This window comes from Legionella pneumophila subsp. pascullei (genome assembly GCF_900637585.1).
Lineage (GTDB): Bacteria > Pseudomonadota > Gammaproteobacteria > Legionellales > Legionellaceae > Legionella > Legionella pascullei.
Window position 1 is genome coordinate 3,084,725 of the sequence record NZ_LR134380.1, and the last position, 23,308, is coordinate 3,108,032.

Genomic DNA, 23,308 nt, shown 5'->3' on the forward strand with positions numbered 1-23,308 from the left:
AATGGTAAAGAACATTGAATGAACAACAATAAGATTGTCATAATGTTTATTTTTTCAGCTCTTCTTGCCAGTTGCGCTGGGACAATGAAATTTAAAAAACCACCTATCAATAATCCAAGTGATGATGCGACTATTAAGTTAGCGGAAGCTGCCGTTTCGGTCAGTGATTCAATGCTTGAAATGGCAAAAGTTGAAAAAGTAATTACTCCACCAAGCAAAGACAATACTTTAACTATACCGAATGCTTATAACTTGCAAGCAAGAGCCAGTGTCGATTGGTCTGGTCCTGTTGAAGAGTTGACTGCACGTATAGCAAAAGCAGCACATTTCAGATTTCGTGTTTTAGGACAATCCCCGTCAGTTCCAGTTTTAATCAGCATCAGCACCAAAGATGAGAGTCTGGCGGAGATCCTTAGAGATATTGATTATCAAGCTGGAAAAAAAGCCAGTATTCATGTGTATCCTAACAGTCAGGTTGTAGAATTGCGCTATGCGAAAATTTATTCTTAGTTTATCCATTTTGCTATCAGCTCTCCTGGTAGCCTGTTCTTCTCGTAATCATTATGGGGATACCGGCTCATTGGCAGGGCTTCAAGCCATGGCTGATTCAAAATACACTCGAGCCCAAAAGAAACAGAAAATGGGTAAAATTCGCGAAATGGCCCTCAAGGAAACGGCTCTAAGTGTTGGCGCCCAGGCAGGATTAGCCTGGAGAGCCAAAATAATTGATGAGCAGTTAAACAAACAAGCAAGAAATCTTGATGCAATTTATGATTTTAATTCCCTGGTTTTAGAGCATAATATTTTACCCCCTGTATTGCTTGAGGGAAGGAATACTTTGAACCTTGCCGATGCTCAAAGTATCCGTATTTCAGATCGCACCTATAAAGTCGCAAAACAAGCTCATTTTATTACTACCCCACCTACCTGGCGACAATATTTGTGGATGGATTATGTGAAACCGGAAGCACCCAATGTGACTTTGCTTCCAAAAACCAAAGCTGAAAAAGAAATATGGTGTATCTATACTGAAAGAGGATGGAAAAATGGTATAGATCAGGCAAATACCATTTTGGAAGAAAACATTGCCCGCATTAAAGAAGATTTCGGCGGTATGATTCTTTATAGAAAACTACTGGCTATGAACATGGTATCACCTCCTTATGTTTCTCATACTGACTTGGGCGTAACTGGGGATGGTTCAGAAATTCATATTGATGACAGAGTCTTGCGCATCACGGCTTTACCTGAACTTAATGTCAATAGTGCGGAATGGAGAGCAGCGGTAGCCAAGGATGAAAATGCTCTTGAGCGCTTCAAAAATATGGAAAAACTGGCAAATCAGGCTAAAATTGTTATAACGAACAAATCCTGGCAACCTATTATAGCACCAGTAAGTTAATGTCTATGGATAATATTAATTTAATGCCCGATGAGCCAACTCGCTTTACTCCTGTATTCATGGACAGAATGCTGGAGCATGCAGAAAGCCTGAATGCTTCAGATATTACAATCCAAACTGGAGAACCCATTTTTGCAGAGGTTTATGGAAGACTCCTTAAAATTACAAATCGACGTCTTTCCAATACAGAGTTAGGCGATCTTATTAATTCCATTTATGGTCCGAATGCCACGACACAATTACTTTCCGGTAAGGATATAGACACTCATTATGAGTTTCGTCCTAATCGTGGTGTTCGCTATCGATATAGGGTTAACGCTACTGCCTGCCTGGTTGAAGGTCATGATGCCATTCAGATCACATTAAGAACTATTCCAACCACACCACCCAAACTCAGTACCATGAACCTTCCTGATAATATTATTGAAGCGATTGCGCCTCAAGAAGGAATCGTGTTTATTACAGGCGCTACTGGTTCGGGTAAATCGACATTGTTGGCTTCCATTATACGAGAACTTATTGAAACGTCAGACTCAAACCGTAAAGTATTAACTTACGAATCCCCGATAGAATTCGTCTATGATGAAATTGAAACAATTTCCGCTGTAGTAAGCCAATCAGAGATTCCGAGACACTTACCCAACTTTGCTGATGGAGTAAGAAACGCATTAAGACGAAAACCGAGATTAATTATGGTGGGTGAGTGTCGTGATGCAGAAACCATCAGTGCCGCCCTTGAAGCAGCTTTAACTGGTCACCCTGTCTACACAACCCTGCATACTTCCGGTGTTGCAGAAACGATGCGACGTCTGGTCACATCTTTTAGCGGGGAAGAGCGTTTGGGCAGAACCATCGATATTCTTGAAACGATTAGGCTTTGCATTTGGCAAAAACTGGTTCCTACCGTTGATGAGCGACGAGTAGCTCTCAGGGAATATTTGGTATTCGATGAAGAAGTGAGGGATATTCTGTTGGAGGGCGACCCCAACGAAGTGACTTCAGCCACTCGTAAATTAGTGAGGCAAAAAGGGCAATTAATGACTTGGGACGCAAAAATGAAGTTTGAACAAGGGATTATCAGTGAACGAGTTTACAAATTAATCATTGCCGGAGCCAAAGAATATCAACAATAATCAAAATTAATCTTCTTGTGCTTGTAATAGAAAAATCGTTGATATACCTCATAGCAAAATAATCAAGATCAAGGATTCGATTCATGATGTTTCATAGGAAAAACCTATACCATTATTTTAATTTATTTATTTTGTTAATCAGCCTTTTAGGCTCTTCTCTGAGCTGGGCCTCCGCCAATCAACAAAGCGCTAATTCGCCAACCCTCAACATAAAAATTTTAGGTATCAACGATTTTCATGGTCAAATCAGTAGTGGAAGAACCGTAAAAAATGAGCCTGTTGGCGGGGCAGCTGTTCTGGCTGCCTATCTTAAAGAAGCTCAATTGGGAATGGAAGATCGGGCAATCATCACCATCATGGGTGATTTGGTTGGGGCATCCCCTCCTTCTTCAGGACTGTTGAATGATGAACCCACTATTTTATTCATCAATAGCTTGGGAAATAGTCAATGCAAGCCCGAATCAAGAATGAATCCGCTTTGCAATATCGTTGCCACTGTAGGTAACCATGAGTTTGATAAAGGACAAAAGGCCATGTTCGATTTAATTTATGGTACCAATAATCCACCAACCGATTCATGGATCTCATTACCCAATTATCCAGGCTCCTCTTATCCCTATGTTTCTGCGAATATCGTTGACGCCAAGTCAGAACAACCTCTCTTCCCACCCTACACAATTAAACTGATACAAAATATTCCCGTAGCGTTTATTGGCGCTGTTTTAAAAGATGCGGCAGACTCCATGTTTCCTTCCAATGCAGAGGGGATTAAATTTTTAGATGAAGCAGAAAGCATTAATCATTACATCCCGGAAATTAAAGCGCAAGGAGTCAATATTATCATTGTTCTGATTCATGAGGGTGGAAATCAAACTCCTTATGAGGGAGATACCCAAACTGCCTCAACAGTTGAAGGTCATATTAAAGAAATCGTCCATTCCCTTGGTGATGAAATCGATGTTGTTATGGGAGGACACACCCATCAGTTTCTCAATGCGTTCCTTCCTAATCGCAATGGACACAAGATCCTGGTTACACAAGCGAATAGTTACAGTGCAGCTTTTGCTGAAGTCACACTCGAAATCGATGCCAAAAACCATACAATAAAAAACAAATCAGCCAAAATTATTACAACTTATGCTAATCGATGGCCTGGAACAAATCCGGATACTCAAGCCTTGGAAATTGTTAAATTGGCAGAAGATAAAATTGGGTCAATAATAAGTAGCCATGTAGGCACTGCAGAATATGATCTGCTAAGGAAACAAAATGAAGATGGGGAGTCGAGCTTAGGAAATCTGGTCGCAGATGCTTATAGAACCGTCATGAATACCGATCTGGGCATCACTAATCCCAGCGGACTTCGTGATGATTTAAAAGCAGGAGAAGTGAACTGGGGAAATGTCTATTCTATTTTGCCCTTTTCCAACAGGATAGTCACAATTACCTTAACTGGAAATGATATTTATGACTTGTTAGAGCAACAATGGATGGGGTCTTATATCAATATGCTACAAATTTCCGGGTTTACTTATAGCTATGACTCACATCAACCTTTGGGACATAAAATAATTGAGATTAGGCATCAAAACAAACCATTGGTTAGAGAAAAAATGTATACCATAGCCACTTCAGATTTTTTGGCCAGCGGGAATGGCGTTTTTTCAGTTATGAAAAGAGGAAAAATAATCCATATTGGTCAAAGTGATCATGACACGGTGATTGCTTATATTAAAAGCTTACCTCAACCCTTTCACGCGTCCATTGAGGCAAGGATAAAAGAATTGGAAATTGTATCAAAAACAGGGGTTGGCTAGATGTCATACAGCCCGCCCCCTGTTTTTTATTATTTATTCATTACGTTTGGCTATTATTCTATGCATTCTAATCCAGCACATCGTAGAATTTGTTTTCGCCAAGTCCTCAAGCTCATCATGTAATTGTTCAATTTCCTCTCTTTTAGCTATACCAAGCTCTAAAAGCCGAGGGGTCAAATCATCAAGCGCCATGGAATAGATTAGCTTTTCCTTGTGAGTTCTGAGTAAGGGTTGAAATAAGGAACAATGCTTTATTTCAAAACCACAGGATGAAAACTCTTGCTCTAATCGGTGGGCAACCTGAAAATCCCGATTGCTTTTGCTAAAACATGATTTAGCCCACTGAGTAAACTGGTCATAGGCTAACGAGGAAGGTGAACAAAATGTAGAATCAAATAGAGAAGGTTCTTCACATACAATGAAACCACCAGAATTAAGACAATTTTTCATTTGAAGAATAACAGAACGGGCATCAGCTACATGATGCAAAACCATTCGGCAATATATCAAGTCAAACTTTTCCCCAAGATCTGCAAGATGATTAACATCCCATAACTTGAACCGTATATTGCTGTAGGCTCTGGTTCGTTGTTGGGTATAATCTAATTGATCCGGACTCAAATCCATCGTAAGTAAAGTGCCCTCCGGGCCAATTAATTTGGCTAATTCGAGCGTCATATCACCGGAGCCACACCCTATCTCCAGAGCAGTCATTTTCCTTGGAAGCCCAATCTCAGCAAGCAAATCCAGGCTGTTTTTGGCATACAATTGATGTTGCAGTGAAAGGCGCTCTCTTGCCTTATCATTAGTATTTAAAATGTAAGTGCTGGGCATAATATATCCTTATATTGAATGAAAAAATAATTATTGTTCTTCAAAAAGAGTGTGATTGGATTCTTTTTTCCTTAAAAACTCATTTAAGTATTGGTTTAAGTGTTTTGCCTGCAATTGAAACATCTGGTTTAAATTTTCTTTAGTTGAGCTGCCCATATGCGGTGATAAGACGACATTATCAAGCTGCCTTAAAGCCAAAGGAACCTCTGGCTCATACTGGTATACATCCAAACCAGCACCAGCTATTGCCCTGCGTTGCAAAGCATCGATAAGCGCATTTTGATCCACAATGCTGCCTCGAGCAACATTAATCAAGTATCCTTCTGGCCCTAAATTATCTAAAACCTGCTTGTTAATTATATGTTGTGTTTCAACACCACCGGAACAACAAATGATTAAAAAATCACTAATAGATGCTAAACCTGCTGCAGTTGGGCAATACAAGTAAGGACTATTTTTTTGACTTCGAGCTGTATAAGCAATTTTTAGCCCGAAAGGCTCTGCAAATTGTGCTATTTTTACACCAATTTGGCCAAATCCAACCAATCCCAATTGTTTCCCCAATAAATGATTGCCAAGGAAACGGGGCTTTTGCTCAACCCAATCATTATTTCGAGTATAACGATCATTTAGAATTATTTTTCGAGTCAGTGTTAACAATAAAGCAATTGCAAGTTCTGCTGTATCATGAACACCCGCATTAGGTTGTGAATGGAGAATGATATGATTTTGCTTTAAAAAATGAATATCGATATTGTCCGTTCCTATTCCCAGGTGACTAATAATTTTTAAGTTAGGAAATTGTATTAAAAACGAATGGTCAATCTGATCCCATACCGTTGTGGCTAAAGCCTCAACCTGGGAGTATTCCATTCCTGCAGCCATTTTCCAACCATGGATAATGTTCCAGTCAGGAATCAGCATAGGAGTGATTGGCTTGAGAAATTGATTAGTCAGGTAAACAGATGGCTTCATTAAAATGTCCTATTTTTCAGAATAAAGATTCAATATGTTGCCCATGAACTACAAGCTATTTTCTGGTGATTTAGTATCGTTAACCATTCTTTCTCATCCAGCTGATATGTAAATAAAACCGGGGATAAAGTAAACGTTCTAAAGCAGAGATGTATAGCGATTTTTACAGTTATGATACTATAGTCTTCTACTATTGCATTTGATTATTCCAGGGAGACGTTACCATAGAGAGGAATGCACAGCAATATTTTGAAAGCGCGAAAGAATTGTTCTTGCCAGTAATACCCGTCGAGGAATTTGATGGTTTTATACTTAAATTGGGTAAGAATAACTACCATTTTTGCAAAAATGAAACTCCTTTTAATAACAGCTGCAGTGCCAATATTGCTATTGATAAATATTGCACCTCTAAACTATTGGAAAAAGCCGGTATTCCTGTTCCTAAAGCGATTTCTTTAAACGTTCGTGAATTCCAGCAGAATTTACATAAAGATAAAATTGCACAATTAAACTTTCCCTTGGTCATTAAACCAATAGATGGTTCGCTGGGAATCGGTGTTTTATGTAATATAAAAACATGGGAAGAACTGGAAAATTATTTAACAAAATATTTTTCCTCTTATCAGTGCTTAATAATAGAAGAATTCCACGGAAAACTAAACTCTTACCGCGTATTGGTTTTTAATCAGCGTATCCTTGGCGTAGTACAACGTTATCCAGCCACTGTAACTGGCGATAGGGTACACCCCATACATGAGTTAATTAAACTGGAAAATATAAACAGAAAAAGAATCAATGAAGCCCTAGGTGAAATTACTTTAGATGAGGAAGCACGAATTAAACTTCAAGAGCTTGGGATAACAGAAAATTATATCCCCTCCTTTGGAGAACAAATTGTTTTATGCTATACAAGCAACGCAACAAGAGGTGGCTCCTACGTCACCTTAAGCAAGAAGATGTGCAGACAAAATCGTAAATTATTGCTTCAGGCAGCTAAAGTACTTGATTTGCAATTGGTTGGGATAGATGTGGAATGTTCGGATATCATCAATATTCCTATAGAACAATCAAATGGCGTCATACTGGAAGTGAATCATAAGCCCAGTATTCGAATTCATGAGTTCCCAATGAAAGGGGCTCCTCAAAAAGTAACAAAAAAAATTATGCGCAGTTTTATAAGCCGCCACCCCTGGGCTTATTTTTATTCTATTTACAGCAACCAACCTACCGCTTTTTATGTCCGTAGTTCTATTCTTATTCTCATTATGGGGTTAATTCTTTTAGCTATATGGTAATTTCTCACACCTCAGTCTCATGCTATTGAGCAATTGTTATCTGTTAGTCATCACACGGAGATTGCTCGGTTAGAAATTTATTTCTAAAATCAGAAAGAAATAAATTTAAGGTTGATCTACTTAATAGAACAGCACATTGTTCATGCTCATTTTGCAAGTGGTCTATTAAAGTTTATACTTAATAATAATGAGGTGAAATTATTAATAAGAGGTATTAAATGAATCCTGTATCGATTTTAGATGCCTCATTAAGAGACGGTGGACACAGAACTAATTTTCATTTCAAGGATGATGATTTAAAACAAATACTAGTTCCTCTTGATAATTCGGGTATTGAATACATTGAAATTGGCTACCGCAATGGTTCTCTTCACCCTATTGAAAATATAGGGAGAGCCGGGATGTGCCCTAAAGATTATCTCCTTTATTGTCAATCTCTAATAAAAAAAGCAAAAATCGCAGTGATGGTTCATCCTCACAATGTAAACGAACAGGATCTTTTGGAACTAAAGGATTGTGGTGTGCGATTAATAAGAATATGCATAGCAAAAGATGAATTCGCATACGCCATCCCCCTGATTAAACTGGTTAAGAATTTGAATTTGGAAACCTCAGTGAATATCATCCATATTTCATATTACACAGAGAATGAACTGGATAATTTGATTGAAGAAGTAAGCAAACATAAACCTGATATGATCTATTTTGCTGATTCCAATGGTAGTTTATTTCCCGATAAGATAAATACTCTATATAAAAAATACACTAGTCGATATAAAATTTCTTTTGGATTTCATGCTCATGATAACCTTGGTTTGGCACAAGCCAATGCTCTTGCAGCAGTAAACACAGGGGTTCATTTTATTGATGCTTCACTGGCAGGAATGGGTAAGGGAACTGGTAATCTAAAGACTGAATTTTTTATCGCTTATTTGCATGCGAACAATATAAAAAAATACAATTTGGAAGATGTGTTGACAGCGGCTAACTTTGTAAGATCCGCTTTGAAAATAGGGCAGGAACCCATTGAAATGAATGAATTCATAAGAGGAATTTCTGATCTGTCTACAGCGGATCTCAAAAGCTATAAATCAGGCAACCTCTAGGGAATATGGACATTTCTGATATAGGAATAGAGGGCTGAGACACCTTGATTCCCCAAGATTTCATACTCCTCAAAACAAAGTATTTTTTAGAGTAAAGCTGGAAATTCATAATCCATCCAGGGACAAATCGAGAGTAAAATGGCAAAAAAAAGATTATTGATTATCGGCCCTGTTTCACCTCAAATCTCTAATTTGAGGCTCTTAAGCCAAAATTTATATTTCCTTAATCCTTATTACTCCATTGAGTGCCTTGATCCCCTTGCCACGATGCAAGAGTGTCCCGATGAAGAATATTATGGAATTTGGCAAAATCAATTAAAACAACTCATCAAAATTTATGATGCATTTGTTGGCTTTTCTTTTGGTGGCGTTATCCTTCAACAATGTTTTTCCATATTGAACGGGAGAAAAAAACAAATTATTCTTTTTTCCACACCAACATTTGCCGATTCCTCCTTAAGAGAAAGACTTGAAAAAGTCATCTCGCTCTGTTCTCAAAATAAATTGGAAGAGGCTTTGTCTTCACTCTATCAAGCAGTTTACGCTCCTCATTCCATTCCTGTTACTTCACTGCACTATTTAAATAGGGAACTTGCGATCAAAAGGCTTATTTTTGGCTTAACCAAAGTATTGAAAACAGATTGCGTGTCGATTTTGAAGAATTGTAATGTGAATCACCTTCACTTAATAGGTGAAAAATCACAATTGGTTAATACCAATAACGTAATAGAACCATCATGCGGCCAATTGATTGTAGTTCCAGAAGCAAGTATGAGAGTTCTGGAAAGCAATCCCTCTTTTTGTAAAGAAGTCATATTAAAGGCATTGAATCATGAAACCCATTGACCCCATAACAATTGCTTTATTACCAGGTGACGGCATAGGGATTGAAGTGACTGAAGCTGCGATTCCTGTTTTTGAAGTCCTTGATGTACCTGCAATCTTGAATTATGGTGACATTGGCTGGGAATTTTGGAAAAAAGAAGGCACAGCAATACCCTCCAGAACATGGCAATTGATAGCTTCCTCTGACACCGCATTACTAGGAGCGATTACCAGCAAACCACAACGCGAGGCCAAGCAGGAATTAGGCAAAACACTTAGAAAGAGTAACCCATATTATGTTTCTCCTGTCATTCAATTAAGACAAGGCTTGGATCTCTTTGCTAATGTTCGTCCCTGTTTTTCCATCAATGACCAATCAAAGCCGTTTAATTTTTGCATCATTAGGGAAAATAGCGAAGGACTGTATTGCGGATTTGATTATTTCCCTTTACCAAAAACAATACATAGCTTATTAGCAGAAAGCCAACATTGGCAAACGATCCCAGCTGAAGAAGCAAGTTGTGCATTAAGATTGCAATCAAAATACGGTTTAACTCGTTTATTTGATTTTGCCTTTAATCATGCCATGCAAACTGGCATGCATAGAGTAACTTTGGCAGATAAACCAAATGTTCTTAGAGAAAGTGGCGAATTTGCAAGGAAAATTTTTGAGAATACAGCCCAAAAATACCCGAAAATCCAGGCGGACATACTCAATGTCGATGCCGTTGCATTGTGGTTGATCAAAAGCCCAGAAAAATTTGGAGTCATCGTCGCAGAGAATATGTTCGGTGATATTTTATCCGACGTCGGAGCTGGGGTCATGGGGGGATTAGGCCTTGCGCCTAGTGCCAATATTGGCGATAAAGGCAGTTACTTTGAGCCGGTGCATGGAAGCGGACCAAGAATGAAAAAGAATTGCGCCAATCCATCAGCTATGTTTTTAACGATTAGCATGTTACTGAATCATTTTGGTTATCCTGATCGAGCAAAAATAATAGTTAATGCCGTGACGCAAGTCATAAAAGAAAAGCGTTTTATTACTTATGACCTGGGTGGGCATGCCACTACGACAGATATGGCGAATGCCGTGATTGAACATTGCGAGCGCTTAATGGCTTCTTGTTTATCAACAGAGTTTAATCCTGCCCCTAAACAAAATTTAATTGAGTCTGATACTACGCGCAACTTGCTTCAGCAGTTAATGCATTGTAATTCAGCAGAAATTTCTGATGCCCTGGACGCTTGTGGAATCGAGGGTGGTTTATTGAATATCAAACCGTTATCACCAGGAATGAAAATGGTTGGGCCTGCTTATACTATCCAATATTTACCCAGAGAAAAAAAAGAAGCAGCCTTCCATAATGCCGCAAACTATATTGATAAGGTTCCCAGACATTCGGTAATAGTCATTGACAACAATGGTCAAACTGATTGCACCGTTTGGGGTGACCTGTTAACACATACCGCACTGAGAAATAACATCATGGGCACTGTTGTGCATGGGGCGGTGAGAGACGTCGAATCAATCCGCTCAACAAACTATCCTGTTTTTTGTACAGGAATTTACATGCGCTCTGGTAAGAATCGCGTTTACAAAGCGAATGAACAATGTCCTTTATTCATCAATGCAGTCACAATAAATCCTGGCGACATTATATTTGCTGATGACAATGGAGTCTTGGTGATCCCGAATGATCTCCTTCAGGAGGTAGTGAATAAAGCCCTTGTCATAAAATTAACTGAGGAACGCATTAAAACAGCTATTGAATCAGGCTCCACACTTGAGCAAGCTCGAGAAGATTATTACTATGAACAACCTTGGTTAGGTATTAATAAAAATAGAGAGCCATAGTGTTATCGCTTAAAAAATTGAAATTCATAGACATACACTACCATGCAACGCCTGATCTTTATATTCGTCGCAGAAATGCAATTGAAGCGGGGAGGTTGTATCACTCTTTACATGGTGCGGTCGTTTTAAAAAGCCATATTGGCAGTACTAGTATTCAGGCAACTATTGGGCAAGAAATGGGTTTGCCCATTTTTCCTTCCGTTGTGTTAAATCATATCAATGGAGGAATAAATTATAGAGTAGTTATCCGTGCCTTGAGTGAATGTCAACCTCTTTTTTCGGGTAAAATGATTGTGGATTTCCCAACCATCACAGGCCGTAAACTTCAATCAAAACTATCAAGAGAATTAACTCACGATAATTTAAAACAATATACTCAACAGGTGGAAACATTGTTCGGATCAAAGCAACAGCTACGTAAAGAAGTGATAGATATTTTAAAAATGGCCAGGGACTACCCTATTGTTTTAACTTCAGGTCATGCCTCGAGAGATGAAATTTATAGACTGATTGATGCCTGTAATCAATATGATGTTCCTTCCTTATTATTGAGCCAACCATCGAATCCTTTAACCGGTTTAAAATTTCCAGAACTCAATGAACTGCTTAAAAATGAATGGTTATGGGTGGAGCAAACTGCCTTAACCTTTATTCTTGGGCACCAGGACAAACAAGATTTCTCTCAAGTATTAACTCATCTCCCTCGAGTCATTTACAGCTCAGATTTGGGACAACCCAGCCAAATGGATATTCCAGAGTGGCTGCATTTCTCAAAAAAAATGTTTCATGAATTGGATTTATCTGAAAAACGCAAAGAAGAGTTACTTCTCTCCAATGCCATCGCATTACTCAACTTATAAAATTCCAATAGATCTCTTGCATAACCCTCCTCTTTCATTCTATTCCTGCAGTTCTCATTTACTGCATGTAAACTCCACTTTTCAAAAATTTACGTCTCGCCCAAAAACAAAATAATCAGCTTATGCAAAAGGTCTAATGTCAATAAATCATCAGGACTTACGAAAAACCCCAAGGTCGAGACAAAAAATGTTTTTAATGACCGAATTAAAAACATTTTTAAACAAAGAGATTGGTGTTTATCGTAAGTCCTGATCATGCAAATAAGTCTTGCAAAAACAATTGAGTGCTTTGCCAGGAACGTTGATCCGCTAATTTATTGTAATGCAGCCCCATTTCATCATCATTCGCATTAGGGTCAGTAAAGGAATGGGCTGTTTGGCCATAAACATGGACCTGCCAGTCTACTTTCCTTGCCGTCATTTCCATAGCGAATTGGTTAACTTGCTCAATGGGTACCAAGGGATCATCATAACCATGCAATATCAATACTTTCGCATTTAATGGCTCAGTACTTTCACCATCCAAAGGTGATAATACCCCATGAAAACTGACAACCCCTTTAAGTGGTGCCCCGGAACGTATCAAATCCAATACGCACAACCCACCGAAGCAATAGCCAATAGCAGCCACTTTCTCGCTGTCCACCCCAGGCAATTGAACCACTTTGTTGAAAGCAGCATTAATACGAGTGATTAACTTCCCTCTATTTTGCATGAAAGGGGTCATTAAAGCTCTTTTTCCAACCTTATCCTTACCTAGCTTGGCGTGTCCATACATATCGATAGCAAATCCAATATATCCTATGCTAGCAAGCTGGATCGCTTTGCTACAAGCTCCTTCTCCACGCCCTCCCCAATCATGAGCAACCATGACACAGGGCAATGGTTTTGAGACACTATGTTGATAGGCAATAAAGCCTTTGCACACAGTATCACCATCCTCGTACTCTACTTCCTCAGTAACTAACATATTAATCCTCTTTTTTAAAAGCTGTCCTAAACAGCATTCATACTCACATGTTCAGAACTTGTATATTGAAATGAACTGCCCATAAAAAGAAAGGCTCCTGCGAGCCTTTCTTTTATCGTATTGTTTTAGAATGTTATTCGGGAGGCGGAGTGCTGGTTGGGGTACCACTGTCTGAGCCGCCCAGTTGTTGACCTGTATCTGGTTTGGAACTTGGTCCAGTTTGACTACCACCACTGTTTTTACCTTTCCCTGAAACATCACCCGCATTTTCTGAAATCTTTTTAGCTTGAGGCCCCAAATTGCCAAGCATGGATTGCCCTTTAGCACCCAACTTGTCACCAATAGCTTTCTCAGCTCCATAAGTTTCCTTACCTGCCTCCTGGACTTTACCCTTGGCTTCTTCACCCCATTGCATGGTTTCTTGGCCGAAAGATTCTGGACTACCGCCTATCCATCTCAGCACTTTATCTGGCAAGTGGGCTATCAGCGTAAAGGCTTTTTGTACAATAATCAAATACATGCTGGTATAAATTAAGATGGAGAAGAAGAAAGCATATACTCCGGCCCAACCCGTATACCCACCTTCTAATGCAGTCGATTGATAATCACCCGTCAATTTATCTTTAAAATTATCCCACTGAGATGTATCTGTTTTGAATCCGCCCCATCCTTTTCCTGAAGTATCTTTGCCCTGATCACTTTGAATATAGCTTATCGCATGGTCAAAACCTGCATTCAAAATCCAGACACCTACATAGGACAAGGCAATCGCGGCAATATATCCTATTATCATCAGAGAAGGTCTTAAAAAGACATTCACCAAAATCATAATGGCAAATTCACCTTTACCAAAAGCCTCATTACCTTCTGGATGTGTAACACCCAAGGCGACAATAGGTGCGGCCACCATAGCCTCGATAACGGCTATCAGCCAGGCAAATGATCCAAAAGTAAAAATCATATAAGGTAAAACAGGTATATAATATGCTGTGACAAATCCTATGGATACCATGGTTCCTATCCATGCCATCAACAAAGGCATAGCCATCATAATCAAGGCAAAAATAAAGATACCAAAAAGTGGTATTAGTGAGCTGACCACTGCCATATTCAGCAAAGTTAACCACAAAGTGCCAGAAAAATTAATGTACATGGTTCCCATATTAGCCAATGCTACAATGGGGTTCACTCCAGGTTGCGTAAGAGTTTGAACTCCCACTATGAAAATATCTTTCATACCTTGTAAAGGAATCATTAAAAAGGCCATGACTATAGAATTAATCATTTCCCCGAATATGGCCAGAAAGAAGTTATACACGTATCTGAAAACATAGTTATAAAATAAATCGCCCATCATTCGACCAAGGCAAAACGAGAAGAACAAAATCTTCACCCTGCCGCAATCAAAATCCTGGTGTTTCATGTAATAAAGCGAGGTATCCACTTTAAAATTAATCAGGTTAGCAAAAGTCAACGGCTTTATTCCTGGCTGACCTGGCAATTGAATCATCATGGAATTGTTGACAAATCCATAGACTGTTGAAGACAATGGCCCACCCACAGACTGTCGTTGAGGATTATCACTAAGATCAGGTTGCTTGACCCCATCCTGACCTAAAGCGGGTACGCCATCGATTAGTGACTGGATTTGAACCAGCTTATCGTTCTTGTTTTGAAACCAGGTACACAATAATGCATAGGGAGCCTGACACGTTTTTCCAAAGGGTTTGGTGAGCTGTGTTGGATCAAAACTACTCTTATCGAGACCTGTTCCTGTATCAAATTGGTCAGCAAACTCAGTTGCACTTCCATTGAGTTTTACCAAATCAAAAAAGTAAGAGCCAGCCATGATCCATCCTTTGGCATTGGCTTCTGCAATAAAATCACGGGATTTCTTATCAAATTCTTTAGACGTAGCTTGTCTTATCAGATTGAGAGTAGGCATCATAATGCCATTATAATCACTGATTGCCCCTAAAAATTCTGTGCCATTAAACAATACGCCCGTAGTAGATCCGGTTGAACTGGGTACCGACCCCCATGTTTGGCAAACTTGTTGATACTCAGTACAGGCCTCACCGTTTGCTTTATAAGGAACCCCAAACTGCTGTTTGGCAATATCGGAAAAATCATTTTTTGAATTTCCGGTAGATGAGGTTGTTGAAAAAGCGGGATCATTATTAACCATCACCTGGGCTACCGTTGATAAAGTCACGTACATTTGCTGTATAGCAATCGCGCGAGACAATCGGGCTGTTTGCAATTGAGAAGAAGTTATATTTAAGCTGTTAGCGCCCATGGATGAATTGGATCCAGCCCCTCCTACTGTCACAAGCCCTGCACTGTCATCTTGTTTAGTTGAGTTCAAAGCGGAAATATTATTCCATTTGACTGTGCCGCAAATCCCGTTTAAGAAAGAAAATGTTGAACTTTTATCGAAATTTGGCATGTCCATCTCAAAGGAAGCGGGCTGGTCTGCCGTTATATCTTTAGGCGTGTCATCGTTTTGTTTCTTGACAAAATTCACCGTACTGATGAAATCAGGAATCGCTGTACGGCAAAAAGTATTCATTTCATCAGTAGGATTACCCCCACAAGGTGGACTCTTGCTTTGACTCAAATAAAGATCTCTTTGCGCTTGTAATTGTTTTTGTAAACCCAACATGCAGACTTGGCCACTCAATATAGTTAGCGCTCCCTTTGCAACACCGGAAGACGAAGATCCAGCTGCTTGCAAGCTCTTGGTTGGATCGGCCTGTGCCTGTATTATCACACCACCCCGATTAAGATAACTCAAGGCAGCTTCCCATATTTTATCAGCAGCACCAACGCCTTGCACAATAACCCACATAAAGAATACCTGCATCATACAATAACCAGATGCCTTAGGTATTAACAAAGCCAAGCCGAAGGTGGAGCGAAGAGGGATCCAGATTGAGGACCATTTTTGCCCAAGCATTTGCCCTTCATGGGCCGTGTTCATGGTGGAAACCATAAGGGTATACATGATAATGATGCCACCCAGCGCAAGGACAGCAGAGTTAAAGACAGCAAACATGTTGCCCATTATCTGGCTTCCGGAGCCGTGCAATACCCCATCGACTACACCAAACAAGTTACCTAAAAAAACGACGGACAAGTCACTTGCCGGAGGAGCGAAACTCAAGGCTCCATTTTCAGCCAGTGCAAGCGCAGGAAAAAAGCAAAGGAGGACCGTAATAGCTAATTTATTCATTCTTTCTCACCCAATAACCCTTGCCTGTACCATTCTTTAACAGTACATCCCAATTTACGTTGTTTAATCTGGTAGTACCAAAAATGATAACGAAAGGCCAGTACCAAAGCGATCATCACCACAACCAAGCTTATTATTGTAGCTTTCCATGAACCATATAAAAATTGATAACCCGTATAAATAAATATCATAAAAGCAGCAATAACCATAATTATGCTTAGTCTAAGCAAGGCTTTTTGTTTGATTACCAAGTCAGCCTCACTCAGTTTTAACTTCTTGGCTGCTTCATCAAATGATTCGACATGGGTTGGTTCCTGAGGTATGAATAAACGTTTAATGCCATTCACCAAATACAAGGTTAATGACCTCATTCTGTCCCAATCGAACCATTTACGAACATTGATAATCCTTGTAAAAACTCTTACGATCCTTGATCCCGATTTCTTTTTCATATTTTTTACTTTTTCACAATTTTAAGTAATGGACTTTTATATATCATAATATACTATAGTATTAAGTAGTTGTTTCGTCTATCAACGTATCTCAGTAAAAAAAGAGTAAATAATGCCTGATTTAAGCCATGAAGCCGCCGCAAAGTACTGGTTTGAGTACCTTGACCCCATGATTTACAGGGTTATCACTTTTATGGAAAGTGTGGAAAACTGGACTCTTGATGGCAATCCGGAACTGGAAGAAGCAATGAAACAGTTAGGGCAAGAACTTGATGATATTGAAAAAATTGACTTGGGCTTGTTAGCAGAAGAAGATAAATTTATTCGTATCGTTGGAAATATCAAATCAGGAAGAGGTTTACGTTTGTTACAGGCGATAGACACAGTCCATCCTGGTAGCGCCTCCCGGGTGTTAATCCATGCGGAAGAAACCAGTTTAAGCAGCAATGACCCGGCAGGTTTTTTTCTAAAACGCAATATTGTATTTGAAAGACTAAGGTTATTATCGCGAGTTTTTTGCCAATACCGTCTAAAACTCGTTTTACGAGCACTCGAAGGGGATGAATAATGAAAGTATTACCTAAACTGGCCTTGGCCAATCTGTTTTGTTTTACCACTTTATCTGTTTTTGCTCAACAGGGTTATGACCCATCTGGTCAACAGACAAGCACCAACACGTCCAACCTGGTGACCTACCTGACTAATCTGGGAAAATATTTAGGTTATGATATCACTCAATCCAACAAAGCCCCTAACCCGCCTTATTCGCAATTATTCAATTCCAATGTTGCACAACTCATTCAAAATTACGCCTATAATACCTTTTTGGGAGCTATCCCTGTCGATGCCATGTCCCAGAGCTTAATGAATTTTGTTACCGATAAGGTACAAGGAAATTCATTAATTAATAATTTGGCAAATACTACTTTTAAATATCAAAATTTCAGCGCCCCATCCTCCGGCGCAGATGGGAAAATTACAGCGAACGGTTTAATAGATCAATCAACAGCTAGTGCCCAAACACCCACAACACCTGGCATTTTTTCAGCGCCTCAAATCACAACCTCCGGGACATACTTAAATGACCCAGTCAGTCAGGCAGTATTCAATATTCTGGGCACCCCGGATTACAGTTTTTGTATGGACAATGAACAAAAGAACTGGTTACCCAATTGTAACCTCATGTATCAAAATCTGGTCATGCAAAATGTAATTGGCACTTTGCCGCCAGCACAAACCTCTGGCTCGACGCCTGCTTTTTATTCCTACAAATACAATCAACCGCTTATAAGTCAACTGAACAGTAACTCTTTGATTGCCCCCTTACTGATGGATACCTCTGCGTCACAATCTGGGCAAGATTCTGGATTAACGGCAAAAAGCCAAGCCCAGCAAGCGCTTAATTTTATTAGATACGCAAGCGCTCAAGTCACTCCTCCTTCCTTACCCAAGTTGAGTGCTTACAGTGAGTTATGGAATCAAGCCACTGCAAAACCCAATTCTGCAGGCTATAATGAAGTCCAGCAAAAACAAGCAGCCGCAACATTAAGCAGTTATTTTAATAATTTACGTGTTTACGCAGCGCAAACTTCTGTGGGCGTGAGCAACCTCTACTATATTTTATCCAAAAGGTTACCTCAAAATATGAGTGCAGACCAAAGTAATGCTAATATCACAAGCCAAGCTCTGAATGAATTTAACATGGCTACTCGACGATTATTTGATCCAACCGCCTCCAACACTCCTGGACAACCAAACCAACAATGGATTAAACAAATCAATGATGCATCCCCTGCCACAGTTCAAAAAGAAATAGCGGTATTGCTGGCCGAAATCAATTATCAAATGTATTTGGATAGACAAATACAAGAACGGATATTATTAACCAATAGCATTATGCTATTGCAAAATTTAAAAGCCGCTCAACCTACCGCAGATTTTTCAAGCCAAGGCTCCGCATCTGAGCAATAATACTTAATCACTTTGGCTCCTGGGATTCTAATTCCAGGGGCTCATTGTACCCAGGCTTATTAGCACGCTTAAAAATTTGATAAACAAAATCAATCATTTTTTTCCCTTGCGGTTGATTTTTGTTTAAATAAAACCCTGAACTTAACGTACTGACCAATTGATAATTATTAAAAAAATTTTTTCCATCTAACAAATCTGTTAAATAATCGCCACGTGATTCCATAGGGTAGTAATTGGTGATCACCCAATCAGGCTTCACTTTAGAGTTGAGATAGTCGGCGTAAAGACTTAAATCGTTTTTAAATGGTTTTTGGGTTAAATCGCTATTATTCAAACATTGCGCGTCTATGAATCGAATGTCTTCTCGAGAAAAAAACGGAATAATCCCGCAATCATCCAACAAAACACTGTCGCCTTTTTTTGCTTTTCGATTGAGTAAATCAGCAATATGCATTCTATTTTGAGTGCGCTCATTATACTCTGTCACTGTTTTGGATAAATGATTTAAATCATTCCCTGGCACAAAAAACCAGGTAATAAACAACATCAATACCACAATTGGGTATTCAGGATCCCATCTAAAGGATTTAAAATATTGTATAAATTGATTAAGTCCTAAAACAGGTAATATGGAAAAAAGAGCGAATGGACTTAAAAACAATCTTAAACCATAGGTGACAACTGGATTTGCTTTCCAAAGCAACAAACTATATAAAACAGAAGGCAACCAAAGTAAAACGTGGCGACAATCTTTATTAGCAGATAATAAATAGGGTACCGATAATACAAGTAAGGGTGTGATAAAAAGAAAATAATCAAAATCTACTGCTAAAAATTGCCCATAAGCTATCGCTTTGCAACGATAGCTATTAGGAATCCAATGACCAAAATAAATTAATCTCCAAATAAAATACACAAGATAGGGCAAGATAAAGCAAACAAAAGTAATTGAAACCCATAAGAACAATCTCTTATGATCTTTAAAAATCAGCCCCCGCTGATCTTTCAAATATTGACATCCTATAAAAACAAGCAGAGGAATTATCCAAATGATCCCCTCAAATCGTGTTAAGCACAACAATAACAAGAGAATATTGCTTATTACCCAATGATTGGTTGAGTAAAGGGAAAATCCATTTGGCCATGGCCTGTCATTAACAGTTTGATAACCGAATGCCAAGATAAACTGCCATATCAATGCCAAAGACAGGGCACAGTAAAATAAGGTTTCCAATCCACTGACCGCCCACCAAGCCACTCCTGTATAATGACTAAATAAAAAAACGGGTAATATGGATAACAGAGGACTACAAAAAAGTCTTGCCAATCGATATAAAAACAGTAGCGACAATCCCAAGCTACAACAGGAAATAACCTTCATACTGCTAACTAGAGGTAATTGCAATTTAATGACCAATGCAGCAATCATGAGCCATAAAAAATTGGAATACCCCTCTACTGGAGGCAGAGTCACATGCCAAAATAGCCCTTTCCCACTTACTACCTGTCGCGCGTAATACCAGCTGATGTATGCGTCATCTGTTGTGAAATCCCAAGCTGTATACACGGCGACTATCAGATCGTAAGCGCAATAAATAGCTATTAATAGCACCAGAATTGTTTTTGTTCTTGATAACAGGGAACTCAAAATGTGGTCTGCTCCAGAAAATTTTTTTTATAACCCAATCCACAATAGCAATATCACAAAACATCAACAAGTTCTAAAATCATGATGCCAAAAAAATATCGGGTATGATATGATTTCAACCCAATTTAAAAAAGCTGTATCCTCAATGGAATAATACGGGACTTACAAAAAGCACCAGGAATCTGGAATATTGGGGTAAGGAAATACCAAAATATCATTTCAATGGCAGTAGGCTTCATCCACTACGCTTAAGATGATAGGTCTTGACTTAAGTAACTCCGACTCAACAGTTGGTGCTGATTGATAACTCCAGTATAAAATTCTCAGGATGAGTTAACCATTTAACTCAGCGAGCTATTATGTCCAAACCTTATTTTTTTTATGTCAGCGGAATGAATTGCACCAGTTGCAGCAATGCAATAGAGTCCTTTTTAAGAAACTCAAACTTAATCAAAGTAAATACATTCCATGCGGACATGAGCACAGCAGATCCGAAAAAAATTGTGATATCCCTTTCTGAAGAAAAAGAAAATGAACATGAAAGCAACTGGAACACAATTAAAAAATTAATTGATGAGACGGGGTTTACTTGCGAAAATTACGAGTTCCCCCCGGTTAAAGAACAGAACCCTGCTACCCCTCTCGAAAAAACTCAATCAACACCTCAACAAGAGGCCAGTAAATTATCCGAAATACTTAACAGCGCCAAAAAAATAATCACTTCCCATTGGTTGCTTGGAGGATTGGGTTGTATCACCGGTGTGAGCTTGATGATCCTGACTATGGCCTTAGGAGGATTACCCCTAGCGGTTATGATTCCTTTAGCGGGTTTCAGCATTTTATTAACCATTGCCCTTGGTGCCCAATCTTATTACGAGGCTTGGAAAAAGTTTATCCAGTCTCGCACACTCACAATGGATACATTATTTTCAATTAGCACCATTTCTGTTCTTGCAGTATCAGTTACCTCATTCTTTGTACCTTGGCTACCGATGATGTTTGAGGCGGGATTGCTTATTTATGGATTCAGGCATATTGGTATCGCTATTGAAGACACTATAAAAGAAAAAATAAGTTCTGCCAAATTTCAGGACAGAGCCCCGCAAAAGGTAAGATTATATCGTCAACGTGATTTTAAAAGCACCAGGATTGAGGAGGTTCAACCCAACGACATCATACAAATCAATCCCGGGGAACTAATTCCATTGGATAGTGTTTGTGAACAAGACACTCTCATTTACCCCACTATCATTACTGGCGCTATTATACCCAGGCAATTTCGAAGTGGTGAAAAGGTACTTGCCGGGATGCGTCTGGCTAATGACGCAAAACCACTCACCCTCCGCGTTCTAAAACCGGTAAAAGATTCATACCTTGCCCGTCTTGATGAAAGCATAGCCCAATCTGTACTTGAAAAAGCACCTATAGAGGTAAAAACAGGACAGCTTCTCACCTATTTTATACCTGCCATTATTGCCATCTCCATCCTTTCAGGAATAGTCGTTGGCCTGATTTCTACACCAGCACTTGCGATACAATGTGCGATTTCAGTACTGGTTTCTGCCTGCCCTTGTACTCTTGGTTTAATTATTCCTCTCGCTGTAAAAACCGGAATTCATAAAGGAGCAGAACATGGCGTCCAGTTTAAAAACTCCAGAGTATTACAATTAGCGGAACAAATTGATGCAGTCATTTTTGACTTGAATGGCACTTTAACAACCGGAGTTCCTGTTGTTAAAGAATATGCTGTATTAAATGATGCTGATCTTTCTTCCGAGCAATTTCTGAGTATTTGCAATGCATTGGAGGAACAATCAAAACATCCTTTTGGGAAAGCAATACAATCGTTTACCAAAGGCATCAGTAAACAAAAATTCAATATTACGAATTTGGATCAATCCAACCATTCAGGCATTTCAGCAGATATTAATGGTATTCAATACACCATTGGCAGTAAAACCTTAATGCAGGAAATAGGAATTTCTACATCCTCGATTGAAAGCCAAATGAATCTTGTTGCAGGAGATAGCCTCGTCTTTCTGGCCAAAAACAAACAACTATTGGGTTATCTGGTCATCACCGACCCCTTACGAAAAGATGCAAAACAAACGGTTGAAGCTTTAATTAAAATGGGCAAAGAAGTGCATCTGTGTACTGGAGCAGATGAAAAAACTGCTTATCGCTATGCGCAAGCTCTTGGCATTAAGAAAGTACATGCTAACTGTGTCGCCACAACCATCAACAAAGAGGACAAATCCAAACCAATTTATATTAAATCATTACAAAATCAAGGGCTAAAAGTAGCTATGGTTGGAGATGCGGCCAATGACGCAAACGCCATTGCTGCGAGTGACTTCGGTATAGCAGTACTGTCTCAGGACAGTGATGAAATTACTCAGCAACACGCCTCAGCCATTATACAAAGCGGAACTCTATTGCCTATAGCCAATGCCTTTGCCATATCACAACAAACGGTAAATAACATCAAACAAAATTTGTTAATCAGCTTGGGGTATAATTTGGCAGCAGTATTAATAGCAGGTGGTTTATTAGTTGCGGCTGGTTTTATCTTAAATCCTGCTGTTGGTGTGGCATTGATGGTAACTCAAGCTTGTTTTGTCTTACTTAATGTATACCGCTTTAAAGAACAAGCCTTGCCACATTTGCAAGACTCCCCTCAGAAAAAAGCAGAACCCGCTCCTTCGTCTTATGAGGTCATGAAGAAACATACACCAAATTATCATACGGACCCTGGGCTTAATCATAAGCAGAACATTCAAGCCGAAAAACAGCCGCCCCATAAGAATAAATCACCTTCCTTTTGGAGTGATTATTTCCCTGAATTATTTGAGGAAGAGAAGGACACAAGCACTGAACACCTAATGAATAACAGCTTAGGATAAGCTCCAAATAAAACTTGACTGAACTTG

The 23,308-nt window shown here is 39.2% G+C and carries 18 protein-coding genes; 12 read left to right on the forward strand and 6 right to left on the reverse strand.

Annotated features, from left to right (window positions below):
* The first annotated feature begins 18 nt into the window (after positions 1–18).
* The 4 genes from dotD to EL201_RS13895 all read left to right on the forward strand — a co-directional run bounded on the left by dotD (position 19) and on the right by EL201_RS13895 (position 4,352).
* Positions 19–510, forward strand: a complete 492-nt coding sequence (gene dotD, locus EL201_RS13880; protein WP_027222822.1) for a type IVB secretion system lipoprotein DotD — start codon at positions 19–21, stop codon at positions 508–510.
* Positions 491–1,402, forward strand: coding sequence for a type IVB secretion system protein DotC (dotC, locus tag EL201_RS13885; protein WP_010948375.1), 912 nt, complete (start codon positions 491–493; stop codon positions 1,400–1,402). Before dotD ends, dotC begins: the two co-directional genes overlap by 20 nt.
* Complete coding sequence (gene dotB / locus EL201_RS13890; protein ID WP_011216546.1) at positions 1,402–2,535, forward strand: Dot/Icm type IV secretion system ATPase DotB; 1,134 nt, start codon at positions 1,402–1,404, stop codon at positions 2,533–2,535. Before dotC ends, dotB begins: the two co-directional genes overlap by 1 nt.
* Before the next feature lie 83 nt (positions 2,536–2,618).
* Positions 2,619–4,352: a bifunctional metallophosphatase/5'-nucleotidase gene (locus tag EL201_RS13895; RefSeq protein ID WP_027222823.1), complete on the forward strand. Its 1,734-nt coding sequence runs from the start codon at positions 2,619–2,621 to the stop codon at positions 4,350–4,352.
* Positions 4,353–4,385: 33 nt separating this feature from the next.
* On the opposite strand, the gene EL201_RS13900 is transcribed toward EL201_RS13895, so the two are convergent.
* Together EL201_RS13900 and EL201_RS13905 are read right to left on the reverse strand one after the other, a co-directional pair.
* On the reverse strand, positions 4,386–5,186 hold the full coding sequence (locus EL201_RS13900) for a class I SAM-dependent methyltransferase (protein ID WP_027222824.1): 801 nt from the start codon (positions 5,184–5,186) through the stop codon (positions 4,386–4,388).
* Positions 5,187–5,216: 30 nt separating this feature from the next.
* Entirely contained in the window at positions 5,217–6,161 is a 945-nt protein-coding gene (locus tag EL201_RS13905) for an NAD(P)-dependent oxidoreductase (RefSeq protein ID WP_027222825.1), read from the reverse strand.
* A gap of 272 nt (positions 6,162–6,433) precedes the next feature.
* Between EL201_RS13905 and EL201_RS13910 the strand changes: the two genes are divergently transcribed.
* The 5 genes from EL201_RS13910 (at position 6,434) to EL201_RS13930 (ending at position 12,102) form a co-directional block, all read left to right on the forward strand.
* Entirely contained in the window at positions 6,434–7,456 is a 1,023-nt protein-coding gene (locus EL201_RS13910; protein WP_027222826.1) for a sugar-transfer associated ATP-grasp domain-containing protein, read from the forward strand.
* 218 nt (positions 7,457–7,674) lie between these two features.
* The gene (locus tag EL201_RS13915) at positions 7,675–8,562 is read left to right on the forward strand and encodes an aldolase catalytic domain-containing protein (RefSeq protein WP_027222827.1); all 888 of its coding nucleotides are present in this window, start codon (positions 7,675–7,677) and stop codon (positions 8,560–8,562) included.
* Positions 8,563–8,700: 138 nt separating this feature from the next.
* Positions 8,701–9,408: a hypothetical protein gene (locus tag EL201_RS13920; protein ID WP_027222828.1), complete on the forward strand. Its 708-nt coding sequence runs from the start codon at positions 8,701–8,703 to the stop codon at positions 9,406–9,408.
* The gene (locus tag EL201_RS13925) at positions 9,395–11,242 is read left to right on the forward strand and encodes an isocitrate/isopropylmalate family dehydrogenase (protein WP_027222829.1); all 1,848 of its coding nucleotides are present in this window, start codon (positions 9,395–9,397) and stop codon (positions 11,240–11,242) included. Before EL201_RS13920 ends, EL201_RS13925 begins: the two co-directional genes overlap by 14 nt.
* The gene (locus EL201_RS13930; RefSeq protein ID WP_027222830.1) at positions 11,242–12,102 is read left to right on the forward strand and encodes a DUF6282 family protein; all 861 of its coding nucleotides are present in this window, start codon (positions 11,242–11,244) and stop codon (positions 12,100–12,102) included. The genes EL201_RS13925 and EL201_RS13930 overlap by 1 nt, the downstream gene beginning before the upstream one ends.
* Positions 12,103–12,355: 253 nt before the next feature.
* Here EL201_RS13930 and EL201_RS13935 read toward each other — a convergent pair whose 3' ends face one another.
* The 3 genes from EL201_RS13935 to icmV form a co-directional block, all read right to left on the reverse strand.
* On the reverse strand, positions 12,356–13,072 hold the full coding sequence (locus tag EL201_RS13935; RefSeq protein ID WP_027222831.1) for a dienelactone hydrolase family protein: 717 nt from the start codon (positions 13,070–13,072) through the stop codon (positions 12,356–12,358).
* Between the two features lie 133 nt (positions 13,073–13,205).
* Complete coding sequence (dotA, locus tag EL201_RS13940; protein ID WP_027222832.1) at positions 13,206–16,307, reverse strand: type IVB secretion system protein DotA; 3,102 nt, start codon at positions 16,305–16,307, stop codon at positions 13,206–13,208.
* On the reverse strand, positions 16,304–16,759 hold the full coding sequence (gene icmV, locus EL201_RS13945) for a type IVB secretion system protein IcmV (protein ID WP_027222833.1): 456 nt from the start codon (positions 16,757–16,759) through the stop codon (positions 16,304–16,306). Before icmV ends, dotA begins: the two co-directional genes overlap by 4 nt.
* Before the next feature lie 112 nt (positions 16,760–16,871).
* Between icmV and icmW the strand changes: the two genes are divergently transcribed.
* Both icmW and icmX read left to right on the forward strand, forming a co-directional pair.
* Complete coding sequence (icmW, locus tag EL201_RS13950; RefSeq protein ID WP_027222834.1) at positions 16,872–17,327, forward strand: type IVB secretion system protein IcmW; 456 nt, start codon at positions 16,872–16,874, stop codon at positions 17,325–17,327.
* The gene (gene icmX / locus EL201_RS13955; protein ID WP_027222835.1) at positions 17,327–18,730 is read left to right on the forward strand and encodes a type IVB secretion system protein IcmX; all 1,404 of its coding nucleotides are present in this window, start codon (positions 17,327–17,329) and stop codon (positions 18,728–18,730) included. The genes icmW and icmX overlap by 1 nt, the downstream gene beginning before the upstream one ends.
* A gap of 7 nt (positions 18,731–18,737) precedes the next feature.
* Here the strand turns inward: icmX and EL201_RS13960 are convergent, their stop codons facing one another.
* On the reverse strand, positions 18,738–20,378 hold the full coding sequence (locus EL201_RS13960) for a DUF8728 domain-containing protein (RefSeq protein WP_027222836.1): 1,641 nt from the start codon (positions 20,376–20,378) through the stop codon (positions 18,738–18,740).
* 359 nt (positions 20,379–20,737) lie between these two features.
* Here EL201_RS13960 and EL201_RS13965 point away from each other — a divergent pair, with 359 nt between their 5' ends.
* Positions 20,738–23,281 (forward strand): heavy metal translocating P-type ATPase, encoded by a 2,544-nt coding sequence (locus EL201_RS13965; RefSeq protein ID WP_027222837.1) that lies wholly within the window; start codon positions 20,738–20,740, stop codon positions 23,279–23,281.
* Positions 23,282–23,308: the final 27 nt, after the last annotated feature.